Source organism: Streptomyces sp. NPDC101178 (assembly GCF_044767965.1).
In the GTDB taxonomy this organism is placed as follows: Bacteria; Actinomycetota; Actinomycetes; order Streptomycetales; family Streptomycetaceae; genus Streptomyces.
In genome coordinates this window covers 636,401-661,082 of sequence record NZ_JBIWOZ010000004.1, presented here as the reverse complement: position 1 = coordinate 661,082, position 24,682 = coordinate 636,401, and the positions used below count along the sequence as shown (strand labels likewise).

Sequence of the window (24,682 nt, the reverse complement as noted above, 5' to 3'; positions counted from 1 at the left end):
CGATGGCGATGCTCAGCTGGCTCGACCGTTCCGGCGACCAACTCACCTTCTACGCAAGGGCCCTGGTCTGGATCCCGCGCACCCTGCGCCGCTACCTCAAGGAGGTGCAGCGGCTCCTGGCCGAGGTCGCCTTCGGCAGCGGCGGCCTCGGTGTCATCGGCGGCACCATCGGTGTGATGGTCGCGATGACCCTGTTCACCGGCACGGTCGTCGGCCTCCAGGGCTACGCGGCGCTCGACCAGATCGGCACCTCGGCGTTCACCGGGTTCATCTCCGCCTACTTCAACACCCGTGAGATCGCGCCCCTGGTCGCCGGGCTCGCCCTCTCCGCCACCGTCGGCGCCGGCTTCACCGCGCAGCTCGGCGCGATGCGGATCAACGAGGAGGTCGACGCGCTGGAGGCGATGGGCGTGCGGTCGATGCCCTACCTCGTCACCACCCGGATCATCGCCGGCGTCGTCGCGATCATCCCGCTGTACGCGATCGGCCTGCTCTCCTCGTACCTCGCCTCCCGCTACATCACCATTCTCTTCAACGGCCAGTCGGCGGGCACCTACGACCACTACTTCAACCTCTTCCTCTCCCCGGACGACGTGCTGCTGTCGGTGCTCAAGGTGCTGATCTTCAGCGTGCTGGTGATCCTCGCCCACTGCTACTACGGCTTCCACGCCACCGGCGGCCCCGCCGGAGTGGGTGTGGCGGTCGGGCGGTCGGTGCGGAACGCGATCGTGCTCATCAGCGTCACCGACTTCTTCCTCTCGCTCGCCATCTGGGGCGCCACGACGACGGTGAAGGTGGCCGGCTGATGAGTGCGAGTGCCACGCGAACCCTCCGCCGCAGAGCCGCCGGAGTCGCCTTCCTCCTGGTCCCCGCCGTCCTGGTGTGGGTCTCGGTCGCGGTGTACGACAAGGAGTTCACCGACGACGCCACCGTCACCGTACGGACCGGTCCGGTCGGCAACGAGATGCACGAGAACGCCGATGTGAAGCTGCGCGGAGTCGTCATCGGCCAGGTCAGGTCCATCGCCACCGACGCAGAGGGCGCCCGCCTCACGCTCGCCATCGACCCGGACCAGCTGGACCGGATCCCGGCCGACGTCACCGCGCAGATGCTGCCCACCACCCTCTTCGGCCAGCGTTTCGTCGCCCTGGTCCCGCCGCGCGTCCCCTCCTCGCGTGCCCTCAGCGCCGGCGCGGTGATCCCGCAGGACCGCTCCAGCAACGCCATCGAGCTGGAGGAGGTGCTGGACAACGTGCTGCCGCTCCTGACGGCCGTGAAGCCCGAGAAGCTCTCCGCCACGCTCGGCGCCGTCTCCCAGGCGCTCGAAGGCCGCGGCGACAAGCTTGGCGAGACGCTGACCACGCTGGACGCCCACCTGAAGAAGTTCAACCCCCAACTCCCCACCCTCAACGAGGACATCAAGCAGCTCGTCAAGGTCAGCACGCTCTACGCGGACGCCTCGCCGGACATCCTCGATGCCCTCACCGACGCCACCACCACGAGCGGCACGATCGCCGAACAGGAGGCGCGGCTCGCCGCGTTGTACGGCACCACCACCGCCTCCGCACGCGACGTCACCTCCTTCCTCCGGGAGAACAAGGAGAACCTCATCCGGCTCTCCTCATCCGGCCGTCCCACGCTCGAACTCCTCGCCAAATATGCCGACGCGTTCCCGTGCACGCTCCGCACGGTCGCCGGCTTCGTGCCCGCCATGGACAAGGCGCTCGGCAAGGGAACGAACGAGCCAGGCCTGCACGTGACCGTCAAGTCCGTCCCGTCCCAAGGGGAATACATCCCCGGCAAGGACACCCCGGCCTACAACTCCACCGGCGGCCCGCGCTGTTACTCGGTGCCGTACGTCGGCAAGGGCGGCGCCCCGACCGCCGACAACCGCCGCGCCACCGACGTCACCGCACCACCACCGGCCGCCCGGGACACCGCGCTCGGCCTGCCCAACTCCCCCCAGGAGTCCCAGCTCGTCAACGAGTTGGTCGCTCCGTCACTGAAAGTCCAGCCGCAGACCCTGCCCGACTGGAGCAGCGTGCTCATCGGACCGGCCTTCCGCGGTGCGGAGGTGAAGCTCAAGTGAAACGCCGCTCCCTCGCGGGACCGCTCACCAAGTCCCTTGTCTTCGTCCTGGTGACCGTCCTCGCCACCACCGTCCTCGGGCTCTCCATCGCCAACACGGGCGTCGGCGACACCACCACGTACAAGGCGCGGTTCACCGACGCCACCGGTCTCATCCCCGGCGACAGCGTCCGCATCGCCGGAGTGAAGGTCGGCCAGGTCGAGTCCGTCCGCGTCGCCGACCGCAGGGTCGCCGAGGTCACCTTCGGCGTACGGAAAGGGCGTACGCTCCCCGCCTCCGTGACGGCGTCCATCAAGTACCTGAACATGGTCGGCCAGCGCTATGTCGACCTGGACCGGGGCGCAGGGCCGGTCGGCCGGACCTTCGCGGCCGGGGCCACCATCCCCCTCGACCGCACCACCCCGGCGCTCGACCTCACCCAGCTCTTCAACGGCTTCCAGCCCCTCTTCGAAGGCCTCTCCCCGCCGGACGTCAACCAGCTCGCCGGCTCCATCGTCCAGGTCCTCCAGGGCGAGGGCGGCACCGTCGACTCCATCCTGCGCCACGTCGGCTCGCTCACCAGCACCGTCGCCGCCAAGGACAAGGTGATCGGCGAGGTGATCAGGAACCTCAACACGGTCCTGAAGACGGTCAACGACCGCGAGGCCGGGTTCGACGACCTCGTCGTCACGCTGGAGAAGCTCGTCACCGGCTTCTCCGGCGACCGCAAACCCCTTGGCGAGGCCGTCACCGCCATGGGCGCCCTGACCACCGTCACCGCGGACCTCTTCCAGGACGGCCGGAAGCCCCTCAAGGAGAACATCCGGCAACTGGGGCGACTGAGCGGCCAGCTGGACAAGGGGACACCCCAGATCGAGAACTTCCTCGACAAGACCCCGGCCAAGATGGAGGCGATCAGCCGCCTCACCTCCTACGGCTCCTGGCTCAACCTCTACCTCTGCGAGGCCACGGTCGGCGGGGTGGCCACCGACGACGGCTCCGCGCCGCCCACCGGCATCGCCATCACCCAGCCGAGGTGCCTGGCATGACACTCACCCCGATCCGGGAACGCAACCCGGTCGCCGTCGCCACCGTCGGGCTCCTCGTCCTCACCCTCCTGGCCCTCGCCGCCTGGCGCGCCGACTCCCTGCCCTTCATCGGCGGCGGAACCTCGTACAGCGCCGACTTCAGCGAATCCGCCGGGCTCTCCGACGGCGACGAGGTGCGGATCGCCGGAGTCAAGGTCGGCGAGGTCACCGGCGTCTCGCTCGACGGGCCGCGCGTGAAGGTCGACTTCACGGTCGAGGACGCCTGGATCGGCAACGCCTCCACCGTCGGTATCGCCGTCAAGACCCTCCTCGGCGAGAAGTACCTCGCCGTCGACCCGCTCGGCAACGCCCCGCAGGACCCCGGCTCCCGCATCACCGCGAGCCGCACGACCTCCCCGTACGACGTCACCCAGGCGTTCAACGGGCTCGGCGAGACCATCGAGGCGATCGACACCGAGCAGCTGGCCAGGAGCTTCGAGACGATCTCCGCCACCTTCAAGGACTCCCCGCCGCACGTCCGCAGCGCGGCGGAAGGGCTCTCCGCCCTCTCCCGTACGGTCTCCCAGCGCGACGCCCAGCTCGCCACGCTGCTCCAGGGGAGCAAACGCCTCACGAAGACGCTCGCGGGGAAGAAGAGCAGCTTCGAGACCCTCCTGGAGGACGGCAACCTGCTGCTCGGCGAGCTCCAGGCCCGCCGCGACGCCATCCACCTGCTGCTCACCGGCACCCGCAGCCTCGGCGTCCAGCTCACCGGACTCGTCGAGGAGAACGACAAGCAGCTCGGGCCGACGCTGGCCTCGCTCGGCCGGGTCACCGCCGTCCTCGCGAAGAACCGGAAGAGCCTGGACAAGGTGCTCGCCATGACCGGCACCTACAGCCGGCTCGTCGGCAACACCCTGGGCAACGGCCGCTGGTTCGACACGTACGCCTGCGGGGTCGTGCCCCGGAACTACCTGCCCGCCGGTACGCCACCGACCACCGGATGCATGCCACCGAAGCAAGGCGGCCGCTGACATGAGACGCACACGCATCATCGGCATCGGCGCCGGACTCGCGGTCGTCGCCGTCGCCGCCACCACCGGGGTCAGCGCGGTGCGGGAGGACTCCCGGACCACCGTCACCGCCTACTTCGAGCGGGCGACGGGCGTCTACGCCGGGTCCGACCTGCGGATCCTCGGCGTCCGGGTCGGCACGGTCGAGTCCGTCACGCCCGAAGGCCGGGAGGTGAAGGTCGTCCTCCGGCTGGACGAAGGTGTCAAGGTGCCGAAGGGCGCCCACGCGGTCGTCGTCGCCCCCAGCCTCGTCGCCGACCGGTACGTCCAGCTCGCCCCGGCCTACGACGGTGGACCGCTCCTCGCGGATGGCGCCCAGCTCCCCGCCGCACGCAACGCCACACCTGTGGAGGTCGACCAGCTGTACGCCTCCATCACCGAGATCACCACGGCGCTCGGCCCGAACGGGGCCAACGCCGACGGGGCACTGGCCCGGCTCCTGGAGACCGGTGCCAGGAACCTGGACGGCAACGGCAAGGCCATCGGGGACTCCGTCGAGCAGTTCGGCAAGGCCGCCAAGACCCTCGACAGGAGCAGCGGCGACCTCTTCGACACCCTCGCCTACCTCCAGTCCTTCACCACCATGCTCAAGGAGAACGACAGCGAGGTCCGCACCGCCGAGCAGCAGCTGAACTCGGTCACCTCGTTCCTCGCGGACGACAAGAAGAACCTCAGCGCGGCGCTGAAGGAGCTGGGCGCCGCGCTCGGCCAGGTGAAGACGTTCATCGCCAAGAACCGGGGCGCGCTGAAGAAGAACGTCGACGCGCTGGTCCCGATCACCCAGGCCCTGGCCGACCAACGCGCCTCGCTGGCCGAGGCGATGGACACGCTGCCGCTGGCGGCGGGCAACGTCCTGAACGCGTACGACCCGGCCAACCGGACCCTGAACGGCCGCGCCAACCTCAACGAGCTCTCCATGGGCGGCCCGCTCGTCGACCCGGACGCGGCCGCCGGCCCGCCGCCCGGGCTCGCGCCCGTCGACGCCAACCGCCGGAAGGCTCTGCCGGTGCTGCCGCTGCCGGAGGTCGGGACGGTCTTCGGGACGCCGGAGAAACAGCCGGCGCAGCAGAAGCCGGACGACAGGAAGGGGGCGGAACGATGAGCGGTTCCTCGCGCACCACCGGGAAGCGCGCCACCGGCACGCGTACCGCTGTCCGGGCGGCGACCGGAGCCGTGGCCCTGCTGGCCACCGGCGCGCTGATCGCGCTGGTCGTGGTCCGCACCGACGGCCCGGTCCTCACCGGCATCGAGCAGATCACGCTGCCCGGCGGCGCCGACCTCGGCGACCGGCCGTACGAGATCACCGCCGAGTTCGGCGACGTGCTCAGCCTGGCACCGCAGTCCTCGGTCAAGGTCAACGACGTCTCCGTGGGACGCGTCACCAGGATCGACCTCGCCGCCGACGGCTGGAGCGCCAGGGTCACCATGCGGGTCAACGGGGACATCGAGCTCCCGGCCAACGCCTACGCCCGCCTCGAACAGTCCAGCCTCCTCGGCGAGAAGTTCATCCAGCTCACCCCGCCGGCCGAAGGCACCGCCCGCGGCTCGCTGGCGGAGACCGGCCGCATCCCGCTCACCCGCACCAACCGCAACCCGGAGGTCGAAGAGGTCTTCGGCGCCCTCTCCCTGCTGCTCAACGGCGGCGGGATCAACCAGCTCAAGACCATCACCACCGAGCTGAACAAGGCGCTCACGGGCCAGGAGCCGCAGATCCGCTCGATGCTGAAGCGGGTCGACACCCTCGTCACCGACCTGGACAGCAACAAGGGCGACATCACGCGGGCCCTGGACGGCGTGAACCGGCTCGCCGCCACGCTCGCCACCCGCAAGCAGGACGTCGGAACGGTCCTCACCGGCCTGAGCCCCGGACTGAAGGTCCTGGAGAAGCAGCGCGGCTCGCTGCTCACCATGCTGCGCTCGCTCGACACGCTCTCCACGGTGGCAGTCGACACGGTCAACCGGAGCAAGGCGGACATGATCGCCGACCTGAAGGCGCTCGCCCCGACCCTGAAGGCGCTCGCCGACTCCGGCCAGGACCTGCCCGACGCGCTCCAGGCCTCGCTGACGTACCCGTTCACGGACGAGGTGCTGCGCGGCGTGAAGGGCGACTATCTGAACGTCTACCTGGACGTCACGGCCGCACCCGGCACCCGGATCATCCCGGCCCTCACGCCGGACGACCCGACCCTGCCCCCGCCACCGCACGAGCCGCCCGGCGAGGACGGCGGAGGCGGTACGGAGGGTGCGTCGGCGGCCCGCGGCGCGCTGCCGTTTCCGCTGCCGGCCGTGTCGCGTACGTCGGGCCCCGAGGCCTCGGAGAAGGGCGGCACCCCGTGATCACTCCCGCCATCCGGCTCAAGAACATCGCCTTCCTCGTCATCGCCGTGCTCGTCCTGGGCTACCTCGGCGTCCGGTACGCCGGCCTCGGCCACTACGTCGGACTGCGCAGCTACTACACCGTCACGGTCCAACTCCCGCAGACCGGCGGTCTCTACACCCACTCCAACGTCACCTACCGGGGCGTCTCGGTAGGGCGGGTCGGGCCCATCGAGCTGACCGAGGACGGTGTCGAGGCCGAGCTGCGGATCGAGAAGGACGCCCCGCCCATCCCGGACGGCCTGAAGGCCGTCGTCGCCAACCTCTCGGCGGTCGGCGAGCAGTACGTCGACCTGCGCCCGACCCGCTCCGCCGGCCCCTACCTGGGCAACGGCTCGGTGATCGAGGCGGCCGACACCACCCTCCCGGCACCGCCCACCGAGGTTCTCACCAGCGTCAACGACTTCGCGAGCTCGGTCGACCTGGAGCATCTGCGCACGGTGGTCGAGGAGTTCGGCACCGCCTTCGAAGGGCGCGGCGACGACCTCCAGGTGCTGCTGGACAGCGGCGGCGACTTCGTCGAAGCGGCCGACCGGGCACTGCCGACGACCACCCGGCTGATGGCCGACGGCGAGAGAGTGCTGCGCACCCAGGCCGAACAGGGCGCGGCGCTCAAGGGGTTCGCCTCCGGCGCCAAGGAGCTGGCGGCCGAACTCAAGAGCTCCGACGGCGACCTGCGGCGGCTGATCGCGACGACGCCGGACGCCGCCGTACAGATCAGCGGACTGCTGCGCGACCTGGACCCGGCCTTCGGAGTCGTCGTCGCCAACCTGCTCACCACCTCGGAGGTCGCCGTCACCCGCCAACGAGGCCTGGAGGAACTGCTGGTGAAGCTGCCGGCGGTGGCGGCGGCCGGATCGAGCGCGGTCGACGAGGACGGGGCCCGGTTCGGTATGTCGGTCACCTTCTTCGAGCCGCTGCCCTGCACCGCCGGATACGGCGCCACGACCTACCGCAACGGACTCGACACCTCACCGGCTCCCGCGCTCAACTCCGGTGCCCGGTGCTCCTCTTCAGCCGGTACCGGCATCAACGTCCGAGGAAGCGCCAACGCGCCGAAGGGCGGCCCGGTGCCCGCACCCGCCCAGCCCGGCTCGATGCTGCTGGGGGAGGGGGCCGGCACTGACGTGAAGGACCGGCTCCCCGGCGCACTCGGCACCACGCCCGGTACCGCACCTCCCGCCCCCGGCATGGCCGGACTCCTGGGTTTGGGAGGCGGTGGCTCATGACGCTCCGCACCCGGCACCTCGGCGGCTGGGCCGTCCTGCTGGCCGCCGCGCTCGTCTGCGGACTCGGCACCTGGTCGTACGCCCAGGCGCGCGGCGACCGCACCCTCGCGTACGCCAAGGCCCGCGACGCGGCACTGGCGCAGGGCAAGCGGCACCTGGCCACGCTGAACAGCCTGGACGGCAAGGACGCCACCAGTGTCTCCGCCGGGCTGCGGGCCTGGCGCGAGGCCGCGACGGGACCGCTCCACGACCAGCTGAAGCGGACCTCCGCCGCCGACGCGAAGGCGCTCACCGAAGCGGGCGACACCGCCGACTCCGAGGTGACCTCGGCGGCGCTCACCGCCCTGGACGACCGCACCGGCACGGCGGAGCTGATCGCCACCGTGGACGTCGAGGTCACTCCGCGCACGGGCGCACCCGGCACCCAGCGCAAGCGCTTCACCGCCACGCTCGCCCGTACCGAGGCCGGCTGGAAAGTGAAGGCGCTCACGGCGATGGCGGCGGGAGACGGCGGATGAGCGAACGAACAGTGGTGCTGAGCAAAGCCGTTGAGGGCGAGGAGCAGGTCGGCGCCGTCCAACCCGACGCCGTCGAACCGGACAGCACCGACGAGCCCGGCCGGTGTCCCCGGTGGCCTCGCGTCCTCGGCGCCGTCCTGGCGCTCGCTCTCCTCGTGACCGGCGGCCTCCTCTTCGCCGAAGGCCGCGAGCTGCGCGACACACCGGCCACCACCAACCTCGCCCTCACCGACACCGAGGCCACCACCCGGGTCACCGGCGACGTCAGCAACGCGCTCGGCCGCGTCTTCTCGTACGGCCCCGACGCCACCGGCCTCACGAAGGAGGCCGCGCAGGAGGTCCTCGCGGGCAAGGCGCTCCAGCAGTACGCGGCCCTGTTCGGCCAGGTCGAGAAGCAGGCCGCCGACCAGAAGCTGACGCTCACCACCCATGTCGTACGGGCCGGAGTGACCCGGCTGACCGGCACCGGCGCCCACCTCCTGGTCTTCCTCGACCAGGTCTACGAACGCCGGGGCCGGCCCGCCACCACCGCCTCCGCACAGCTCTCCGTCACCGCCGAACTGCGGGACGAGCGCTGGCGGATCGTCGAGATCAGCTCCATATGACGGCAGGGGAGAGGCAGCACATGGCAGGCGCGGGAACGATGAGAAACCCCCTGGTGATCGCGGCGACGGCGCTCGCGGTCGTAGCGGCCGGAGCGGCGGGGTACGGCGGCTGGCAGCGCTACGACGCCGCTCACGACGGATCGGCCTCGTACGCGCAGGCGAGGGACGACGCGCTGGCGGCGGGCGAGCAGGCGGTGCAGAACATGAACACCCTGGACCACCGCACGCTGGAGAGGGGACTCGACAGCTGGGAGGAGTCGACCACCGGCGACCTCCACCGCCAACTCGTCGAAGGGCGCGACGCGTTCGCGAAACAGATCGTGGCGGCGAAGACGGTCAGCACCGCGAAGGTCCTCTCCGGCGCGGTGACCGAACTCGACGAACGAGCGGGCCGGGCAGGGGTCATGGTGGCGCTCCGGGTCACCGTCACCGCACCCAAGGGCGACCCGGCGGTGAAGGAGAGCCGGATGCTCGGCACCCTCACCCGGACCTCCGCGGGCTGGAAGCTCAGCGCCCTCGGCCAGGCACCCGTCGGCTCCACGGCGGGCTGAACCCCGCCCCGTACCCGCGCAGGCCCCGCCGCCCCGCATCCGAGAGGACCCTCCGACATGTCGACCACGCGCCACCTGGTCAACCGCCGCCGAAGAATGGCCACTTCGCCATCCCGGCCGAGCCCGTCGACCGAGCCGGTCTCCAAGCCCGTCACGGAAGTGGAGGCGGAGGCCGCAACGCCGATTGAGCGCGAGCCGCAGGCCGTAACCGAGTCCCGGAGCGAGCCGGAGGCTGTCACCGGGGCCGGGTCCGAGCCGGTGGCTGTCACCGGGTCCGAGCCGGAGCCCGAGGCGGCAGCCACCCCCCGGCGGCGGCTCCGCCCCCGCCTTCCCGCACTCCTCTGCGCCCTCACCGTCCTCCTCGGGACCTTCGCCGCCTGGGCGTTCGCCTCGGCCGCGAGTCTGCGGGACGAGCCCGCCCGGCAGAACACCGCGCTCACCGACATCGCCCGCACCAGCGAGGTGAAGGGCCGGATCGGTGAGGCGGTCGGTGCGGTGTTCTCGTACGACTACGCCTCGCCCGCCCGCTCGGACCGTGCGGCTAAGACGTACCTGACCGGCAGGGCCGTGCAGCAGCACCAGGACATGCTCGCGGAGGTACGGGAGCAGGCACCGCGGCAGAAGCTCGTCCTGACCACGACCGTCACCGCGAGCGGAGTTGCGTATCTGGACGGCGACCGCGCCCGGCTGCTGATCTTCGCCGACCAGAGCAACACCCGTACCGGCAAGGACGAGGAGACGACCTTCGCTGCGGCCATGTTCGCCGTGGACGCCGTCCGCCGTGGGGACACCTGGCGGATCGCCGCCATCGACACGTTCACCCGCTGAACCGCCAGGCCGGGCAGCCGGGGAGAGGGGATCAGCTATGAGGTTCAACGGTACGGTGCGCCGCCAGCTCACCGGTACGGTCACGGCGGTCGCCGCGATGGCCGCGCTCACCGCGTCCCAGGCGCCCGGCTTCGGTGACGCGGACGCGGTGGCGGCGACACGCGAAGGGCGGGCCGCGTCGGGCACGGACGACGTGGTGTGGAGCGAGGTGGAGGGCGACGACTCCTACCACACCGAGCTGCCACCGCTGGAGAGCCCGCGGCCGCCCGCGCCCCTGAAGCCGCCACGGGCCGGGACGCAACCGACGCTTCCGCTGGTCGCCCGGCCCCGTTCCGAGGCGGGCATCCCGGCGACCGTGCTCACCGCGTACCGGAACGCCGAGCGGTCCCTACGCCGCAGCGACCCCGGCTGCCGGCTCCCCTGGCAGCTGCTGGCGGCGATCGGCAAGGTGGAGTCCGGGCAGGCGGCGGGCGGGCGGGTCGATGCGCGGGGCACGACGCTCACGCCGATCCTGGGGCCCGCGCTCGACGGAGTGGGCTTCGCGCTGATCCGGGACACGGACGACGGGGTGTTCGACGGCGACCGGACGTACGACCGGGCCGTCGGGCCGATGCAGTTCATCCCGTCCACCTGGGTGAACTGGGCCAAGGACGGCAACGGCGACGGCCGCAAGGACCCGAACAACATCTACGACGCCGCTCTCGCCGCCGGGGACTACCTCTGCGCCGGGGGCCGCGATCTGACCGTCCGGGCCGACCTGGACCGGGCGATCCTCAGCTACAACCGCTCCGGCGCCTATCTCCGTACGGTGCTGTCCTGGCTGGAGTTCTACCGCCAGGGCACCCATCCGGTCGCCGATGGGCAAGGCGTCCTTCCCGTCAGTCCCGGGCCCGGTGGCGTGAACCGGCCGAAGGCACCGGTCGGCTCCGGTGCGTCCGAGGAGCCCGGCAAGGGTGGCGGCGGCATCGTCATCGGCCCCCAGCCCACTCGCCCGCCGGGCCCCAGGCCCACACCCGCCCCCACGCAACCCGGCTCCCCGAGCCCGAGCCCCTCCGACCCCGGCACCCCGACCCCGACGCCCGGCCCGACGGATCCCACCCCCGACCCCACAGATCCCGGCCCCGGCCCGACCGACCCCGGACCCACCGACCCGGGCCCCACCCCCACCGAACCCACCCCCACCGACCCGACACCCACCCCCACTCCCACCGATCCCGGCCCCGGCCCCACCGACCCGGGCCCGACCGACCCCACCCCCACCGACGCAGCCCCCACCGACCCGGGAACCGCCGACCCCGCGACCCCTGACCCCGCGACCACCGCCCCGTCCGCCACCTGAGCCGAAAATGTGTGAAGTTATCGAAAGAGTGACGTGACCATCCTGTGCCACAGGTGACCCGCACGGTGGACGCACACGGGATCGGGTTGATATTTGGGGCGGCCTCCGAGATGTTTGCCCGAAGGAAACAGTTCGTTCCGACCGGAAGGTGGTGCGACTCGCCGCAGGCGGGTCCCCCCTCATGGCTTCACCCAAGGCAGACACCGGCACACCCACGAAGGAGCGATCCACTCCGACAGACTGGGGCCGGCCGCCGCACGCCGCGATCGTGGTCGTCGACCGCGCCGGAACGGCCGTACGGATCGGCGGGGACACGAGCATGCTCCCGGGCGTCCGGCAGGACGCCCCGCTGCCGGACCGCCTCGCCTGGCTGGCCCGGGCCACCGCCGCGGTGGCCGAGGACGCCGTGCACCAGGGCGGCTCGCGGCTCCCCGCCGTCCAAGGCGGGTTCGAGGGCCGGCGTTTCGAGGCCCATCCGACCCGGCGCGCGGACGGCGAGGTGGTGTGGTGGCTGGTCGACCAGACGGCCCGGTATGCCGCCGAGGAGGCGCTGACCACCGAACGCGAACGCACCAGGTTCCTCGCCGAGGCGTCCAACGTCCTGCTGTCCTCGCTCAACTTCGAGCGGTGCATGGCCGCCACCGCCCGGCTGGCCGCCGGATTCCTGGCCGACGCGGCCGTCGTGGTGGCGCCGGCGGCGGGCCGCCGGCTCCCCGTGACCTTTGCCGTGCAGGGCCAGGACGCCAGGCAGGACATGATCGCGGCCGAGCCCTCCGACGTACCGGGTCTCGCCGAGGCGCTGAGGGGCTTCCCGCCCGTCCCGTCGCGGTGGATCGACGCGACGTCGCTGCCCGACTGGCTCGTGCCCGAGGGCTTCGGTACGGCGGTCGGCTCGGTGGCCGTGACCCCGCTGCCCGGCCACGGCGTGCCCGCCGGGGCGCTGATCCTGCTCCGCGCGGACACCCGGAGCGGGTTCAGCGAGACGGAGGAGACGTTCGCCCGGCTGTTCGCGGCCCGCGCCGGAGCCGCCCTGTCCGCGGCCCGCCTCTACGCCGAACAGCACAGCATCACCCGCACGCTGATGCGCGATCTGCTGCCGCCGCGCCTCCACCGGGTGCACGGCGTCGAGTTCGCCGGCGGCTACCGCCCCTCCAGCTCCCACGAGCGGGTCGGCGGCGACTTCTACGACGTCCACCCCGGCCCCACGCCCTCCGACCCGTCACTCGTGGTGCTCGGCGACGTCTGCGGCAAGGGGCTGGAGGCCGCGGTCCTCACCGGCAAGATCCGCAACACGCTCCAGGCCCTGATGCCGATGGCCGACGACCACGAACGGGTGCTGCAACTCCTCAACGGAGCGCTGCTGAACACCGACAACACCCGGTTCGCCACGCTGGTCCTGGCATCCGTCCGGCGCACGGAGAACCAGGTGCGCCTGCGCCTCACCTCGGCGGGCCACCCGGCGCCGCTGGTGGTGCGCGACGACGGCCGGGTCGAGGAGGTGCCCACCCGCGGCACCCTGGTCGGAGCCCTGGACCAGGTGACGGCCCGGACCGTCGAGTCCGTCCTGTTCCCCGGCGACACGTGCCTGCTCTACACCGACGGCGTCACCGAGGCGCGCGGCGGCCCGCTCGGCGGTGAACTCTTCGGCGAAGAACGGCTGAAGCGGGCGCTGACCGAGTGCGGCGGCATGCCCGGCGAGGCGATGGTGGAGCACATCAGGATGCTCACCGCGCAGTGGCTGCGCGGCGGCGGCCACGACGATCAGGCGATGGTCGCCATCACCGCACCGCGGACCACCCATCTGAGCGCGGTGGACGGCCATACACGGGGCAGGTACACCTCATGACCACCACCGTCGACGCTCCCGGTCTCGACACGCTGCGCGCCGACCTGTGGACCGCGGTGACCGGCCGGGACGAGTACCGCGCCGCGGACATCGTGCTGCGGGCCCTGGACGCCGGGACATCCGCCGAGTCGGTCCTGCTCGACGTGATCGCCCCCGTGCAGGCCCGGGTCGGCCACGCCTGGCAGGCCGACCGGCTGACCGTCGCCCAGGAGCACGCGGCCACCGCGATCGCCGAGCGGGTGATCGCCGCGCTCGCGCACCACCCGGCCCACCGGCCCGCTCCTTACGGCGGCCGGATCACCGTCGCCTGCGTGGACCGGGAGTGGCACAGCCTGCCCGCCCGGCTGCTCGCCGAGGTCCTCACCCTGCGGGGCTGGCGGGTCGACTTCCTCGGCGCGCAGGTGCCCACCCCGCACCTGGTGGCCCATCTGCACAACACCGGCGCGGACGCGGTGGCCCTCTCCTCGTCCCTCGCCACCCGGCTGCCCACCGCCCACACCGCGATCACCGCGTGCCAGGCGGTGGGCGTGCCCGTGCTGGCGGGCGGCGCGGCGTTCGGCCCGGACGGCCGCTACGCCCATCTGCTCGGCGCCGACGCCTGGGCGCCCGACGCGCGCGCCGCGGCCCGGCGGCTGGCCGACGGCATCCCGGCCCCCGATCTGGCGCCAGGCCGGCGCGAGGCCGACGGCCTGGCGCACCTCACCGACCAGGAGTACACCCTCGTCGCACGGGCCGGAGCCCGGCTCGTCCGGGTGGTGCTGGCGTACCTGGAGGAGAACTTCCCGGCGATGGCGGAGTACTCCGGACCGCAGCGCGAGCGGACCGCCGAGGACATCGCCCACATCGTGGAGTTCCTCGGCGTGGCCCTCTACACCGACAGCGACGACCTCTTCACCGACTTCATCCGGTGGACCGCCGCCGTCCTGACGGCCCGCAACGTGCCCGCCCGGTCCCTGCGCCCCGCGCTGGACGCCCTGGGCGCCGAGCTCAAGGACTTCCCGCGGGCCACCCGCATGCTCGACCGTGCCCGCCTCCACCTGGACGAGGCCGTGCCCACCACCGACCAGTCACCCGGAGCCTCCGCATGACCGCCCTGCCCACGCCGTACTTCACCGTCACCGCCGAGGAGGGCCGGGGCTGGGTCCGGCTGCGCCTCACCGGGGACCTGGACTACGACACCAGCCGCGAACTGGTGGTGCGGGCGGGGGACTGGCTGGCCGTCCGGCCGGAGCTGCGTGACCTCCGCCTGAACTGCGCGGAGCTGAGGCTGTGCGACTCCATGGGCGTATCGGCCCTGCTGCAGGTCCACCGGGACGCGGCTGCCGAAGGCGTGTACCTGCATGTGGAGGACGCGCCGCCGTTCCTGGTCCGGATCATGCGGATCACCGGGATCCAGCACCTCTTCGCCTCGCAGCGGGACCGGCACAGCGCCGGCGAGGCGGCACCGTCCACCGAGCAGCGTCCGTCACCCTCGTCCTGAGCCGCAGCCGCCGGGCGCCGAGCCGGGCGGCGCGGCGGCTCAGAACAGGGCCACCACGGCGACGATGCGCTTGCCGCCCTGGTGGGAGGTGACGGACAGCTGCCGGGTGAGCCGGTGGACCAGCGACCAGCCGTAACCGCCCTCGCCGACCGACCCGGGTGGCGGGTCCTGCAGCACCGGATGGAGCGGGTCCGCGTCGTCGACGACGAGCCGGAGCCCGCCGTCGGTGATCCGGGCCGAGAAGCCGGTGAGGCCGCCGCCGTGCCGCAGTGCGTTGGTGACGATCTCCGAGGTCACCAGCAGGGCGTCCGCCACGACCACGTTCGAGAGGATCTCGTCCGACAACTCGTCGAACTCCGCCGCCAGCAGCCGGGTCACGACATCGCGCGCCTCGCCCGCGGTCCGCGGAGTCTCCGAGGAGGGATCGTCCGTGTGACGTACGGGAGGGGTGCTGTACACGCCCGTACCTCCTTCCGTGCCGTCGATCTCGTCCACTCCGGGTAGAAACCACCGCATTCCCCCTGTCGCCACCTCCATACCTGGCTCACCCCGATGGCTCACCCGCCGGCCCCGCCCTCAGGGCCGCTCGGGATGGTCGCCCGGCCCGTGGGCCCGGGTGGCCAGCGGGGTGGGGGAGAGGTCGGACCGCTCCTCGCCCGGTTCCAGGAGCGTGTCCGCGGCGCCGATGATCAGCGGGTCCGGCGTGCCGACGGCCTTGTCGTCCTTGCTGTCGTAGTCGAACCGCCACAGCAGACTGCGCATCGCCTCAAGGCGGCCGCGCTTCTTGTCGTTGCTCTTCACCACCGTCCACGGCGCGTGTTCGGTGTCCGTGGCCCGGAACATGTCGACCTTCGCCGCCGTGTAGTCGTCCCAGAGGTCGAGCGAGGCCAGGTCGGTGGGTGACAGCTTCCACTGGCGCACCGGGTCGACCTGCCGGATCGCGAACCGGGTGCGCTGCTCGTTGCGGGAGACCGAGAACCAGAACTTCACCAGCAGCACACCGTCGTCGACGAGCATCCGCTCGAACAGCGGCGCCTGCTCCAGGAAATGGCCGTGCTGCTCCGGCGTACAGAACCCCATCACCCGCTCCACCCCGGCCCGGTTGTACCAGGAGCGATCGAAGAAGACGATCTCGCCGGCGGTCGGCAGATGGGACACGTACCGCTGGAAGTACCACTGACCGCTCTCGCGCTCGGTCGGCTTCTCCAGGGCGACCACGCCCGCCCCACGCGGGTTGAGACGCTCCGTGAACCGCTTGATCGTCCCGCCCTTGCCCGCTGCGTCGCGGCCCTCGCAGAGGACCACCAGCCGCTGTCCGCTCTCCCGCACCCAGCGCTGGAGCTTCAGCAGCTCGATCTGGAGTATGCGCTTCTCCTTCTCGTACTCCCTGCGCCGCATCCGCTGTTCGTACGGGTAGTTCTCCCGCCAGGTCTCCAGCGGGCGGCCCCGCTCGTCGAGCAGCACCGGCTGCTCGGGCCGCCGTCCGTCGACGGTCAGCCCCTTCAGCAGCTCCGCCGGGTCGCTCGTCGGGCCGTCGGTCATCGCTTTGTTCCCCGTTCTCCTCGGCACACCCCCGCTCGCAGCCTGGTGCCCCCGTCACCGCCACTCATGTCCGCGGAGGCGGCCCTGCCGGATCAGCCGCCCGCGAACACCCGCGCCAGGTCGTAGGAGACGACCTCCTCCAGCTGCCCGTACGTACAGCCGGCCGGGTCCCGGTCGGGGCGCCACCGCCGGAACTGCGTCGTATGGCGGAACCGGTCGCCCTCCATGTGGTCGTACGCCACCTCGCAGACCCGTTCCGGCCGCAGCGGCACCCACGACTGGTCCTTCTTGCCCGACCAGCGGTTCTGCGTCCCCGGCAGCCGCGCGGCCTCGCGTGCCGCCGCCTCGGCCCATGCTCCCCACGGATGGTCGGTGAACGCGCAGCGCAGCGGGGCCAGCTCCTCCGCCAGTTCGGCCCGCCGCTTCATCGGGAAGGCCGCGCAGACCCCGACGTGCTGGAGCACGCCCCCGGTGTCGTACAGGCCGAGCAGGAGCGAGCCGACGACCGGGCCGCTCTTGTGCTCCCGGTAGCCGGCCACCACGACATCGGCGGTCCGCTCGTGCTTGATCTTGTACATCACGCGGGTGTCGGGCCGGTACGGCAGGTCCGGCGGCTTGGCCACGATCCCGTCCAGCCCCGCTCCCTCGTACCGGTCGAACCACTCGCGGGCCAGCTCGATGTCCGTGGTGGACGGAGCGAGGAGTACGGGCGCCAAGGCGCCGGAGAGAGCGGCCGTCAGGACGGCGCGGCGATCCACCTGCGGGGTGCTCAACAGGGAAGTGTCGTCGACCGCGAGGACGTCGAAGGCGACGAAGCTGGCCGGGGTCCGCCCGGCCAGCATCCGCACCCGGGAGTCGGCCGGATGGATGCGCTCGCTGAGCCGGTCGAAGTCGAGCCGTCCCTCGTGGGCGATGACGATCTCGCCGTCGAGCACACAGCGCGGCGGCAGGTTGTCCCGTACGGAGTCGACCAGGTCCGGGAAGTAGCGGGTCAGGGACTTGCCCGTACGGCTGCCGATCTCCACCTCGTCACCGTCCCGGTACACGATCGCCCGGAAACCGTCCCACTTGGCCTCGTAGCTCATGCCCGGCGGGATCTTGGCCACCGACTTGGCGAGCATCGGCTTCACGGGCGGCATCACCGGCAGGTCCATGGCCCGATTCTGGACCGGCCATCTGACCGTGTCTCCCGATATGCGGCATATGTGCGACCAGCCTACGGTGGCCGTCATGGGAGCTGCGGTGGAGCTGGACGCGGGCGGACGAGCGGTGAGGCTCTCCAACCCGGACAAGGTGTACTTCCCGGCGAAGGGCTACACGAAGAGGGACGTGGCCGAGTACTTCCTGGCCGTGGGTCCGGGGATCACCCGTGCCCTCAATCACCGGCCGACCACGCTCCAGCGGTTCGTGGACGGTGTGGAGGGCGACTTCTTCTACCAGAAGCGCGCCCCGAAGAACCTCCCCGAGTGGATCCCCACCGCCCGCATCGCCTTCCCCAGCGGCCGCCCCGCCGACGAGCTCTGCCCCACCGAACTCGCCGCCGTCATCTGGGCCGCCAACCTCGGCACCCTCACCTTCCACCCCTGGCCGGTCCGGGCCGGCGACACCGACCACCCGGACGAACTCCGCATCGACCTCGACCCGCAGCCCGGCACCGACTACGCCGACGCGGTCACCGCCGCCCACGAGCTGCGCTCGGTCCTGGAGGACCACGGCGTACGCGGCTGGCCCAAGACCTCCGGCGGGCGCGGCATGCACGTCTTCGTCCCCATCGAGCCCGCCTGGACCTTCACCGAGGTCCGGCGTGCCGCCATCGCCGCCGGGCGCGAGCTGGAGCGGCGGATGCCGGAGCGGGTGACGACGGCCTGGTGGAAGGAGGAGCGCGGCGAGCGGATCTTCGTCGACTTCAACCAGACAGCCCGCGACCGCACGATCGCCTCCGCCTACTCCGTACGCCCCTTCCCGCACGCCCCGGTCTCGGCACCGCTGCGCTGGGAGGAGATCGACGACGCCGAACCGCGCGACTTCGACATCCGCACGCTGCCGGTGCGGTACGCCGAACTCGGCGACGTCCACGCGGACATGGACCAGGAGGCGTTCCGGCTGGACGGGCTGCTGGAGCTGGCGGACCGGGACGAGAAGGAGCGCGGGCTCGGGGACATGCCGTACCCGCCGGAGTACCCGAAGATGCCCGGCGAACCGAAGCGGGTGCAGCCCAGCCGCGCACGCCACGACGACGGTGACGATCCCGCGTGAGCGGCAGCAGTGAGAAGCACGGCGCCCACGGCCGGCCGCTGACACCGCGCGAGCGCTGGGAGGCGTACAAGAACAGCCCGTTCCTCCCGGCGACCGTCCTGGTCCTCATCGTCGCCGCCGCGGCCGGACTCTTCGCCGGCTCCTACACCTACGCGATGGCCAACCCCACCCCGCACCGCATCCCGGCCGCCCTGGTCACCCAGCCGGAGGTGGAGCGCGGCGAGGCGTTCGTCACCGGGATGGAGAAGGCGCTCGACGCCTCGCTCGAACTGCGTGAGTATCCGGACGTCGCCGACGCCCGCCGCGCCCTGGACGAGCAGAAGGTCTTCGCGATCGTCCGCGCCGCCGACACCGGCGTTGCGCTCGACGTGGCCGGGGCGTCCGGCGCCTCCGTGGCCGAGCTGCTCGGCAAGGCGGGGCTCGAAGTGGGCGATGCCACCGGGGTCGACGTCACCGTCCGGGACGTCAAGCCGCTCCAGCGGGGCGACCCGCGCGGGCTCGCGCTGTTCTACATCTCGCTGGCCGCCGTCATCATGGGCTTCCTCGGCGCGATCCAGCTCAGCGTCCACGCGCACGGCCTCAACCCGGCGGAACGCATCGCGTTCACCGCCGCGTACGCCCTGCTCGGCGGGTTCGCCATCGCGGCGGCCGTGGACTGGTGGCTGGGGGCGGTGGACCTGCCCTTCGTCCAGTCCTGGCTGATCCTGGCCTTCACGATGTTCACCTCCGGCATGGTCTTCACCATGTTCAACACCCTGATGGGCCGCTGGGCGATGATCCCGACCTGGGGCGTCATGGTGCTGCTCGGCAACCCGTCCTCCGGCGGCGCGGTCTCCTGGCCGCTGCTGCCGTCCGCGCTCGGGCACATCGGCCGCTGGCTGCCGCCGGGCGCCTCGGTCAACGCGCAGCACACCGCCGTCTACTACCAGGGCCACCAGTTCGTCTTCCCGTATCTGGTGCTCGCCGCCTGGGCGCTGGTCTCCTGCACGGTGTTCTGGGTGTGGCGCCACCGGCACCCAGGAGGCCGCGCCCGCACGCCCGAGCATGCGGCCACGGCCTCCTGAGACCCTTCCGTACGGCTTACAGCATCCTGTACGGCTTACAGCTCCTTGATCCGGATGTCGCGGTACGAGATAACGTCCGTGACCCCGTGGACCTGGAGCCCGATGTAACCGGAGGCGAACCGACGGCCGTCGGTGCCCGGGTCGTCACCGCGCGGCGGCTCGAAGAGCTGGCCGCCGGTGTTGTCGAACTCGTTGATCAGGACACCGTTGCGGTAGATCTCGTAGTGCTGGCCGACCACCTTGATCTCGTAGTCGTTCCAGGTGCCCTTGGGCGTGACCCCGGCGCCGCCGAGGCCCACCCGGTCGAAGCCGTAGACCGAACCGGTCTTGTACATGTCGCCGTCCGGCCGGTCGTTGACCTGGATCTCATGGCCGTACTTGATGGCGACCCACTCCGGACGGGACTCCTCCGGGTGGTCGTGGACCTTCGGGAAGCGGACGAAGACCCCGCCGTTGGCGTTGCCCGCGCCCGGGGCGTCGTCCCTCCACTGGAGCTTCAGCGAGAAGTCACCGTACGCACGGGTCGGGAACCAGAGCATGCCCATGCCGCCGACCGTGGTGGAGCTGGTGATGGACCCCTCCTCCTCGTTCAGCCCGAACTGCCCGCCGCCCACGTGTTGCCACTTGGCGAGCGAGGCCGCCGTACCGTCGAAGAGCTTGGTGTACCCCTCGGACTGGCCCGGCTTGCCGATGCCCGACTGCTTGGCGGCCTGGTTGATCGCCTTGCGCTCGCGCTGGTCGATGACGCCGTCGGTCTTCAGCTTGTCCAGGACCGTCGTCACGTGCTTGAGGAACAGCGCGTGCGAGGACCAGTCCTTCTCGTCCTCGATCAGCTCGTTGATCGTGCAGCGGTTGCGGGTGATCCGGTTCGGCACGCCCGTGTCGACCGTGCCGACGAAGACGGTGTGCCGCTCGTCGAACTCCGCGCAGTTCGGCGCCGGGACCCCGCCGCCCTGGGCGATGGTGAACGAGACCCTCTTCGCCTCGGAGGTGTTGCCCGCCTTGTCCGTCGCCCGGTGTGCCACCGTGTGGTGGCCGACCCGGTCGACGATCACGGGAGTGGTGTACGCGAGGTAGGGGCCGCCGTCCAGGCTGTACTCCACCTTGTCCACGCCCGAGTCGTCGTCGGTCGCGGTGATCGTGGCCTTGGCGCTGGTGATGAACGCGCCGTCGGAGTTCTTGTTCCCCTCCAGCTTCACCGAGGTCTCCGGAGCCGTCTGGTCCTGCGACGGCGGCTCGATGACGGTGAACGTGACGGTCTTCTCGGCCGCGACGTTCCCCGACCGGTCGGTGGCCCGGTAGCGGACGGTGTGCTCGCCCACCTCGTGAACCATCACCGGTGCGGTGTACGGCTGCCACTCACCATCCGCGCCGAGCGCGTACTCGATGGTGTTGACGCCGGACCCGGTGTCGGACGCGGTCACGGTGACCGTGGCCATGCCCAGGTACGCGCCGTCGCCGTCCTGCTCGCCCGAGACGGTCGCCGAGGTCTCCGGCGGTGTCTCGTCGTCCGTCGGCGGCGCCGCGACCGCGAAGTCGACGGACTTCTCCGCCGCCACGTTGCCCGCCTTGTCGGTGGCCCGGTAGCGGACCGTGTGGTCGCCGACCTCGTTCACCACGACGGGCGCGGTGTACGGCTGCCATTCCCCGTCGGCGCCGAGCGCGTACTCCACGGTGTCGACGCCGGAGCCCGCGTCGGTGGCCTCGACGGTGACGGTGGCCTGGCCGATGTACGCGCCGTCGCCGTTCTGGTCGCCGTCGACCTTCGCCGAGGTCGCGGGGGCCTCGGTGTCCTCCTCGCCACCGCCCTCGGTGACGGTCAGGACGCCCTTCATCTCGCCGTGGCCCGGGATCGTGCAGTAGTAGAGGTACGTGCCCGGCGTCAGCGTGACCTCCACGCTGTGCTTGCCGCCTTCGGAGTCACCGGGGTTGGCCAGGATGTTCACCTGGACGTCGTTGTTGTGCTCCGGGTCCGAGACGCTGAACGTCAGCGTGTGCGGCATGCTCGTGGTGTTGCCGGTGGCCGTGCTGTTCTCGAAGACGATGGTCGCCTTGCCGGCCACCGCCGTCTGCGGAGCGGTGAGATAGTGGTCGATCGGGTCGCCGGCCGTCCAGGTCAGCACCTGGTCGGCGGCCTGGGCGGCGGGAGCGTCATCCCCCTTGCCGTACGCGGCCGTCGAGGTCAGCCCGAGGACCATGAGCAGGGAGGCCATCAGGGCCACCCAGAAGCTGGGCGGCCGATGCCGCCGCCGGGCGAGGTACGTGGGGTGTCTCACTGCGCTGCCGCCTTTCCAACCAGATCCTTGGCGGCCGGAGTCGCCGCGCCGCCCTTGTAGGTCACGCGCCAGAGCGCGGACTTGGAGTCGGAGGTGAAGAAGCCACGCCCGTAGTCCAGGACGTAGAGCGAACCGTCCGGTGCGAACTTCCAGTCCATGAGGTTGCGGATACCGTCGTTGCCGACCGGGATGATCTTCTTCAACGACTCGGCGTGGACGGGCAGTCCGCCCTTCCCGACCGTCTTCGGGTCGGTGATCACCGCGTGGCGCGGCTGCGTGTCGTCGTAGAAGTCACCGACGAACCACTTGCCGTCCCAGTACGCGGGCCACTTCGCCGTCGACTCGCTCTGCGCGTCGAATCGGTAGACCGGGCCGTTCATGGTCGCCTGGCCGCCGCCCTTCAGCCAGGGCAGCAGCTCCTTCTGCTCCTCGGCCTTGTAGCTCGGCACACCGTTGGCGTCGCGCGGGTAGTCGACCCCGCCGCCCTGCGGTGAGTACCAGATGGTGTTCGGGGTCACCGGCGGCAGCTTGACCAGGCCGTCGTTGTGCGGCGACTCGTTCTTCGGCGCGTTGCAGTCGTACCAGCCGAGCGGCTTGGACGGGTCCGGCAGATTGCGGTCCCGGTAGGGCTGGTTGTTGCCCATGCAGTACGGCCAGCCGTGGTTCCCCGCCTTGGTGATCGCGGCGAACGTGTCGTACTTCGCCGGGCCCCAGGTGGTGGAGGCCGCGCCCGCGTCGGGGCCGACCCAGCCCGCGTACAGCGTGTCGGTGGCGGGGTCGATCGAGATCCGGGCCGGGTTCCGTACGCCCATCACATAGATCTCGCCCCGGGTCTTCCCGCCGCCCTCGTCCGGTTCCTTGCCGGTGAAGAGATTGCCGGAGGGGAGGGTGTAGGTGCCGTCGTCCTCGGGGTGGATGCGGAGGATCTTGCCGTTGAGGTTGTTGGTGTTGCCCGAGGTGCGGCGGGCGTCGGCGAAGGAGACGCCCTTGAAGTTCGGCTCCGGGTTGTTGCCGGAGTAACCGCTGCTGAAACCGGAGGAGTTGGTGTCACCGGTCGCGATGTACAGGTTGCCCTTCGAGTCCCACGCCATGCCACCGCCCGCGTGGCAGCAGCTGTGGATCTGCACCGGCCAGCCGAGCAGCACCTTCTCCGAGGCGAGGTCCAGCTTCCCCGAGGCCGAGTCGTAGGTGAAACGCGAGACCTGACGGGTCGCCATGTGCTTGTCCCGGTCGATCTTCGCGTGCGGGGTGTAGTGGAGGTAGACCCAGCCGTTGGAGGTGAAGTCCGGGTCCAGCTCGATGCCGAGCAACCCTTCCTCGTTCTTGGTGAGTTCGTCGCCGCCGCCCTTGTTGCCGAAGACGTCCAGGGCACCGGCGAGGGTGACCTTCTTGGTCGCCGGGTCGTAGACGTGGATCTCGCCCTTGCCCTTGCCGACGTTCGGGTTGTTCCAGTCGGTGACGACCGGGACACTGCTCGCGGCGCCGCCGCGCCCGATGTAGAAGACCTTGCCGTCCGGAGCGGTGACGAGCCCGTGCGGCTCACCGATCTGGTCGTTCTGGCCCGGCTGGTTGGGCTGGGTGAGGCGCTCGGCCGTGTAGTTGGAGGTGATGGTGGCCTTGCAGTCGGCCTGCGAGGACCGGTTGGTCCAGGCGAGGGCGCCGCGCAGATGGTCGCGGAAGTCGGCCTCGGCGAAGCTGTCCGCCGTACCGCCCATCGCCGTGTAGAAGGAGCGGCCGCCGTCGTAGTCGCGGCACCAGGAGACCGGGTGGTCCCAGCCGTTGGCGCTCGCGCCCGGCTTGTACGTCAACTCCCTTACGCGCGCCACGGTGTGGACCTCACCGGACGGGTTCTTCGTCCAGTTCAGCCACTTGTCGGGGCGCTTCCACTCCAGCGGCAGGCTCTTGGTGGCCGGGTGGACCCGGTCGCCGATCTCGACGGTCGCGCGCTGCACGGCGGTCGGGCTGTTCGCCGCCGGACGGGCGCCCACCAGGCCGGTGAACCAGTCCGAGTACGGCTCGGTGCGTGCCGCGTCATGGATGCCGAGGAAGCCGCCGCCCGCCTCCATGTACGCCTCCAGGCCGGCCTCCTGCTCCGGGTCCAGGACATCGCCGCCGCCGGTGAGGAAGACCACCGCGTGGAAGGAGCCGAGCCGCTTTCCGTTGGTGAAGACGTTCGGGTTGGCGGTGGCCACGGTGGTGAACCTGCCGGCCTCCGGGCCGCTCTGCCCGATCTTCTCGATCGCCGCGATCCCGGCGTCCGTGTACGGCGCCTCGTCGCCCGCCGACGCGTGGAAGACCAGCACCTTCACCTGGTTCTTCGCGCCCGGCGGAGACGGCAGGGACAACGTTGTCGCCATCTTCTCGACCAGATCCCGGTCCGGCGACGTGCCCGCGTTCGCCGGACCGCCCGCGCTCAGCAAGGACACGGTCAGTGCGCCGGCCGCCACGACCGCCGCGAGGCCGCGTCGGTGTCGTGATCTGGACCGGTGATGCGGTGCGCCGTGCATGTGGGTCACCCAACCCTTCTGTGGTCACTGCAGCGTTGACTGCGACAGCGCACGAAGCTAGACCTCTTTTCGTGGCCCGCCAATAGCTATGGCAGC

At 71.3% G+C, this 24,682-nt stretch carries 22 protein-coding genes; 17 read left to right on the top strand and 5 right to left on the bottom strand.

Annotated features, from left to right (window positions below; all coding sequences use genetic code 11):
* The first annotated feature begins 2 nt into the window (after positions 1-2).
* From ACIRR8_RS15265 to ACIRR8_RS15195, 15 genes are all read left to right on the top strand, one after another.
* On the top strand, positions 3-806 hold the full coding sequence (locus tag ACIRR8_RS15265) for an MlaE family ABC transporter permease (protein WP_404064031.1): 804 nt from the start codon (positions 3-5) through the stop codon (positions 804-806).
* A complete protein-coding gene (locus ACIRR8_RS15260) occupies positions 806-2,089 on the top strand; it encodes an MCE family protein (protein WP_404064028.1) in 1,284 nt (427 codons plus the stop codon). Before ACIRR8_RS15265 ends, ACIRR8_RS15260 begins: the two co-directional genes overlap by 1 nt.
* Positions 2,086-3,117 (top strand): MCE family protein, encoded by a 1,032-nt coding sequence (locus tag ACIRR8_RS15255; protein ID WP_404064025.1) that lies wholly within the window; start codon positions 2,086-2,088, stop codon positions 3,115-3,117. Before ACIRR8_RS15260 ends, ACIRR8_RS15255 begins: the two co-directional genes overlap by 4 nt.
* Complete coding sequence (locus ACIRR8_RS15250; protein WP_404064023.1) at positions 3,114-4,130, top strand: MCE family protein; 1,017 nt, start codon at positions 3,114-3,116, stop codon at positions 4,128-4,130. Before ACIRR8_RS15255 ends, ACIRR8_RS15250 begins: the two co-directional genes overlap by 4 nt.
* Before the next feature lies 1 nt (position 4,131).
* Positions 4,132-5,271: an MCE family protein gene (locus ACIRR8_RS15245; protein ID WP_404064021.1), complete on the top strand. Its 1,140-nt coding sequence runs from the start codon at positions 4,132-4,134 to the stop codon at positions 5,269-5,271.
* On the top strand, positions 5,268-6,506 hold the full coding sequence (locus ACIRR8_RS15240) for an MCE family protein (protein WP_404064019.1): 1,239 nt from the start codon (positions 5,268-5,270) through the stop codon (positions 6,504-6,506). Before ACIRR8_RS15245 ends, ACIRR8_RS15240 begins: the two co-directional genes overlap by 4 nt.
* Positions 6,503-7,774 carry an MlaD family protein gene (locus ACIRR8_RS15235; protein ID WP_404064016.1) on the top strand — a complete coding sequence of 424 codons (1,272 nt, stop codon included), beginning with the start codon at positions 6,503-6,505 and terminating at the stop codon, positions 7,772-7,774. The genes ACIRR8_RS15240 and ACIRR8_RS15235 overlap by 4 nt, the downstream gene beginning before the upstream one ends.
* Positions 7,771-8,292 (top strand): hypothetical protein, encoded by a 522-nt coding sequence (locus tag ACIRR8_RS15230; RefSeq protein ID WP_404064013.1) that lies wholly within the window; start codon positions 7,771-7,773, stop codon positions 8,290-8,292. The genes ACIRR8_RS15235 and ACIRR8_RS15230 overlap by 4 nt, the downstream gene beginning before the upstream one ends.
* Positions 8,289-8,897, top strand: a complete 609-nt coding sequence (locus ACIRR8_RS15225; protein WP_404064010.1) for a hypothetical protein — start codon at positions 8,289-8,291, stop codon at positions 8,895-8,897. Before ACIRR8_RS15230 ends, ACIRR8_RS15225 begins: the two co-directional genes overlap by 4 nt.
* A gap of 20 nt (positions 8,898-8,917) precedes the next feature.
* Complete coding sequence (locus ACIRR8_RS15220) at positions 8,918-9,448, top strand: hypothetical protein (protein ID WP_404064008.1); 531 nt, start codon at positions 8,918-8,920, stop codon at positions 9,446-9,448.
* Between the two features lie 57 nt (positions 9,449-9,505).
* Positions 9,506-10,276 (top strand): hypothetical protein, encoded by a 771-nt coding sequence (locus ACIRR8_RS15215; protein ID WP_404064005.1) that lies wholly within the window; start codon positions 9,506-9,508, stop codon positions 10,274-10,276.
* 37 nt (positions 10,277-10,313) lie between these two features.
* The gene (locus ACIRR8_RS15210; protein WP_404064002.1) at positions 10,314-11,615 is read left to right on the top strand and encodes a lytic transglycosylase domain-containing protein; all 1,302 of its coding nucleotides are present in this window, start codon (positions 10,314-10,316) and stop codon (positions 11,613-11,615) included.
* Positions 11,616-11,796: 181 nt separating this feature from the next.
* Positions 11,797-13,461 carry a PP2C family protein-serine/threonine phosphatase gene (locus ACIRR8_RS15205; RefSeq protein ID WP_404063999.1) on the top strand — a complete coding sequence of 555 codons (1,665 nt, stop codon included), beginning with the start codon at positions 11,797-11,799 and terminating at the stop codon, positions 13,459-13,461.
* Positions 13,458-14,549 carry a B12-binding domain-containing protein gene (locus ACIRR8_RS15200; RefSeq protein ID WP_404063996.1) on the top strand — a complete coding sequence of 364 codons (1,092 nt, stop codon included), beginning with the start codon at positions 13,458-13,460 and terminating at the stop codon, positions 14,547-14,549. The genes ACIRR8_RS15205 and ACIRR8_RS15200 overlap by 4 nt, the downstream gene beginning before the upstream one ends.
* Positions 14,546-14,941, top strand: a complete 396-nt coding sequence (locus ACIRR8_RS15195; RefSeq protein ID WP_404063993.1) for an STAS domain-containing protein — start codon at positions 14,546-14,548, stop codon at positions 14,939-14,941. The genes ACIRR8_RS15200 and ACIRR8_RS15195 overlap by 4 nt, the downstream gene beginning before the upstream one ends.
* A 39-nt stretch (positions 14,942-14,980) precedes the next feature.
* Here the strand turns inward: ACIRR8_RS15195 and ACIRR8_RS15190 are convergent, their stop codons facing one another.
* The 3 genes from ACIRR8_RS15190 to ACIRR8_RS15180 all read right to left on the bottom strand — a co-directional run bounded on the left by ACIRR8_RS15190 (position 14,981) and on the right by ACIRR8_RS15180 (position 17,637).
* Complete coding sequence (locus ACIRR8_RS15190) at positions 14,981-15,400, bottom strand: ATP-binding protein (RefSeq protein ID WP_404063990.1); 420 nt, start codon at positions 15,398-15,400, stop codon at positions 14,981-14,983.
* Between the two features lie 117 nt (positions 15,401-15,517).
* Entirely contained in the window at positions 15,518-16,483 is a 966-nt protein-coding gene (gene ppk2, locus ACIRR8_RS15185; RefSeq protein WP_404063987.1) for a polyphosphate kinase 2, read from the bottom strand.
* Positions 16,484-16,575: 92 nt separating this feature from the next.
* On the bottom strand, positions 16,576-17,637 hold the full coding sequence (locus ACIRR8_RS15180; RefSeq protein WP_404063985.1) for an ATP-dependent DNA ligase: 1,062 nt from the start codon (positions 17,635-17,637) through the stop codon (positions 16,576-16,578).
* Between the two features lie 76 nt (positions 17,638-17,713).
* Between ACIRR8_RS15180 and ligD the strand changes: the two genes are divergently transcribed.
* Positions 17,714-18,739, top strand: a complete 1,026-nt coding sequence (gene ligD / locus ACIRR8_RS15175; protein WP_404063983.1) for a non-homologous end-joining DNA ligase — start codon at positions 17,714-17,716, stop codon at positions 18,737-18,739.
* Complete coding sequence (locus ACIRR8_RS15170) at positions 18,736-19,803, top strand: ABC transporter permease (protein WP_404063981.1); 1,068 nt, start codon at positions 18,736-18,738, stop codon at positions 19,801-19,803. Before ligD ends, ACIRR8_RS15170 begins: the two co-directional genes overlap by 4 nt.
* A 35-nt stretch (positions 19,804-19,838) precedes the next feature.
* Here the strand turns inward: ACIRR8_RS15170 and ACIRR8_RS15165 are convergent, their stop codons facing one another.
* Complete coding sequence (locus tag ACIRR8_RS15165; protein WP_404063979.1) at positions 19,839-22,079, bottom strand: OmpL47-type beta-barrel domain-containing protein; 2,241 nt, start codon at positions 22,077-22,079, stop codon at positions 19,839-19,841.
* Positions 22,076-24,586: a ThuA domain-containing protein gene (locus ACIRR8_RS15160; protein WP_404064342.1), complete on the bottom strand. Its 2,511-nt coding sequence runs from the start codon at positions 24,584-24,586 to the stop codon at positions 22,076-22,078. The genes ACIRR8_RS15165 and ACIRR8_RS15160 overlap by 4 nt, the downstream gene beginning before the upstream one ends.
* Between the last annotated feature and the right edge of the window lie 96 nt (positions 24,587-24,682).

What these genes read in the sequence shown, in the direction of transcription:
- ACIRR8_RS15215 (WP_404064005.1), top strand. Translation starts at nt 9,506, where the DNA reads ATGTCGACCACGCGCCACCTGGTCAACCGCCGCCGAAGAATGGCCACT.
- ACIRR8_RS15260 (WP_404064028.1), top strand. Translation starts at nt 806, where the DNA reads ATGAGTGCGAGTGCCACGCGAACCCTCCGCCGCAGAGCCGCCGGAGTC.
- ACIRR8_RS15250 (WP_404064023.1), top strand. Translation starts at nt 3,114, where the DNA reads ATGACACTCACCCCGATCCGGGAACGCAACCCGGTCGCCGTCGCCACC.
- ACIRR8_RS15230 (WP_404064013.1), top strand. Translation starts at nt 7,771, where the DNA reads ATGACGCTCCGCACCCGGCACCTCGGCGGCTGGGCCGTCCTGCTGGCC.
- ACIRR8_RS15245 (WP_404064021.1), top strand. Translation starts at nt 4,132, where the DNA reads ATGAGACGCACACGCATCATCGGCATCGGCGCCGGACTCGCGGTCGTC.
- ACIRR8_RS15200 (WP_404063996.1), top strand. Translation starts at nt 13,458, where the DNA reads ATGACCACCACCGTCGACGCTCCCGGTCTCGACACGCTGCGCGCCGAC.
- ACIRR8_RS15225 (WP_404064010.1), top strand. Translation starts at nt 8,289, where the DNA reads ATGAGCGAACGAACAGTGGTGCTGAGCAAAGCCGTTGAGGGCGAGGAG.
- ACIRR8_RS15195 (WP_404063993.1), top strand. Translation starts at nt 14,546, where the DNA reads ATGACCGCCCTGCCCACGCCGTACTTCACCGTCACCGCCGAGGAGGGC.
- ACIRR8_RS15240 (WP_404064019.1), top strand. Translation starts at nt 5,268, where the DNA reads ATGAGCGGTTCCTCGCGCACCACCGGGAAGCGCGCCACCGGCACGCGT.
- ppk2 (WP_404063987.1), bottom strand. Translation starts at nt 16,483, where the DNA reads ATGACCGACGGCCCGACGAGCGACCCGGCGGAGCTGCTGAAGGGGCTG.
- ACIRR8_RS15265 (WP_404064031.1), top strand. Translation starts at nt 3, where the DNA reads ATGGCGATGCTCAGCTGGCTCGACCGTTCCGGCGACCAACTCACCTTC.
- ligD (WP_404063983.1), top strand. Translation starts at nt 17,714, where the DNA reads ATGGGAGCTGCGGTGGAGCTGGACGCGGGCGGACGAGCGGTGAGGCTC.
- ACIRR8_RS15210 (WP_404064002.1), top strand. Translation starts at nt 10,314, where the DNA reads ATGAGGTTCAACGGTACGGTGCGCCGCCAGCTCACCGGTACGGTCACG.
- ACIRR8_RS15180 (WP_404063985.1), bottom strand. Translation starts at nt 17,637, where the DNA reads ATGGACCTGCCGGTGATGCCGCCCGTGAAGCCGATGCTCGCCAAGTCG.
- ACIRR8_RS15220 (WP_404064008.1), top strand. Translation starts at nt 8,918, where the DNA reads ATGGCAGGCGCGGGAACGATGAGAAACCCCCTGGTGATCGCGGCGACG.
- ACIRR8_RS15205 (WP_404063999.1), top strand. Translation starts at nt 11,797, where the DNA reads ATGGCTTCACCCAAGGCAGACACCGGCACACCCACGAAGGAGCGATCC.
- ACIRR8_RS15160 (WP_404064342.1), bottom strand. Translation starts at nt 24,586, where the DNA reads ATGCACGGCGCACCGCATCACCGGTCCAGATCACGACACCGACGCGGC.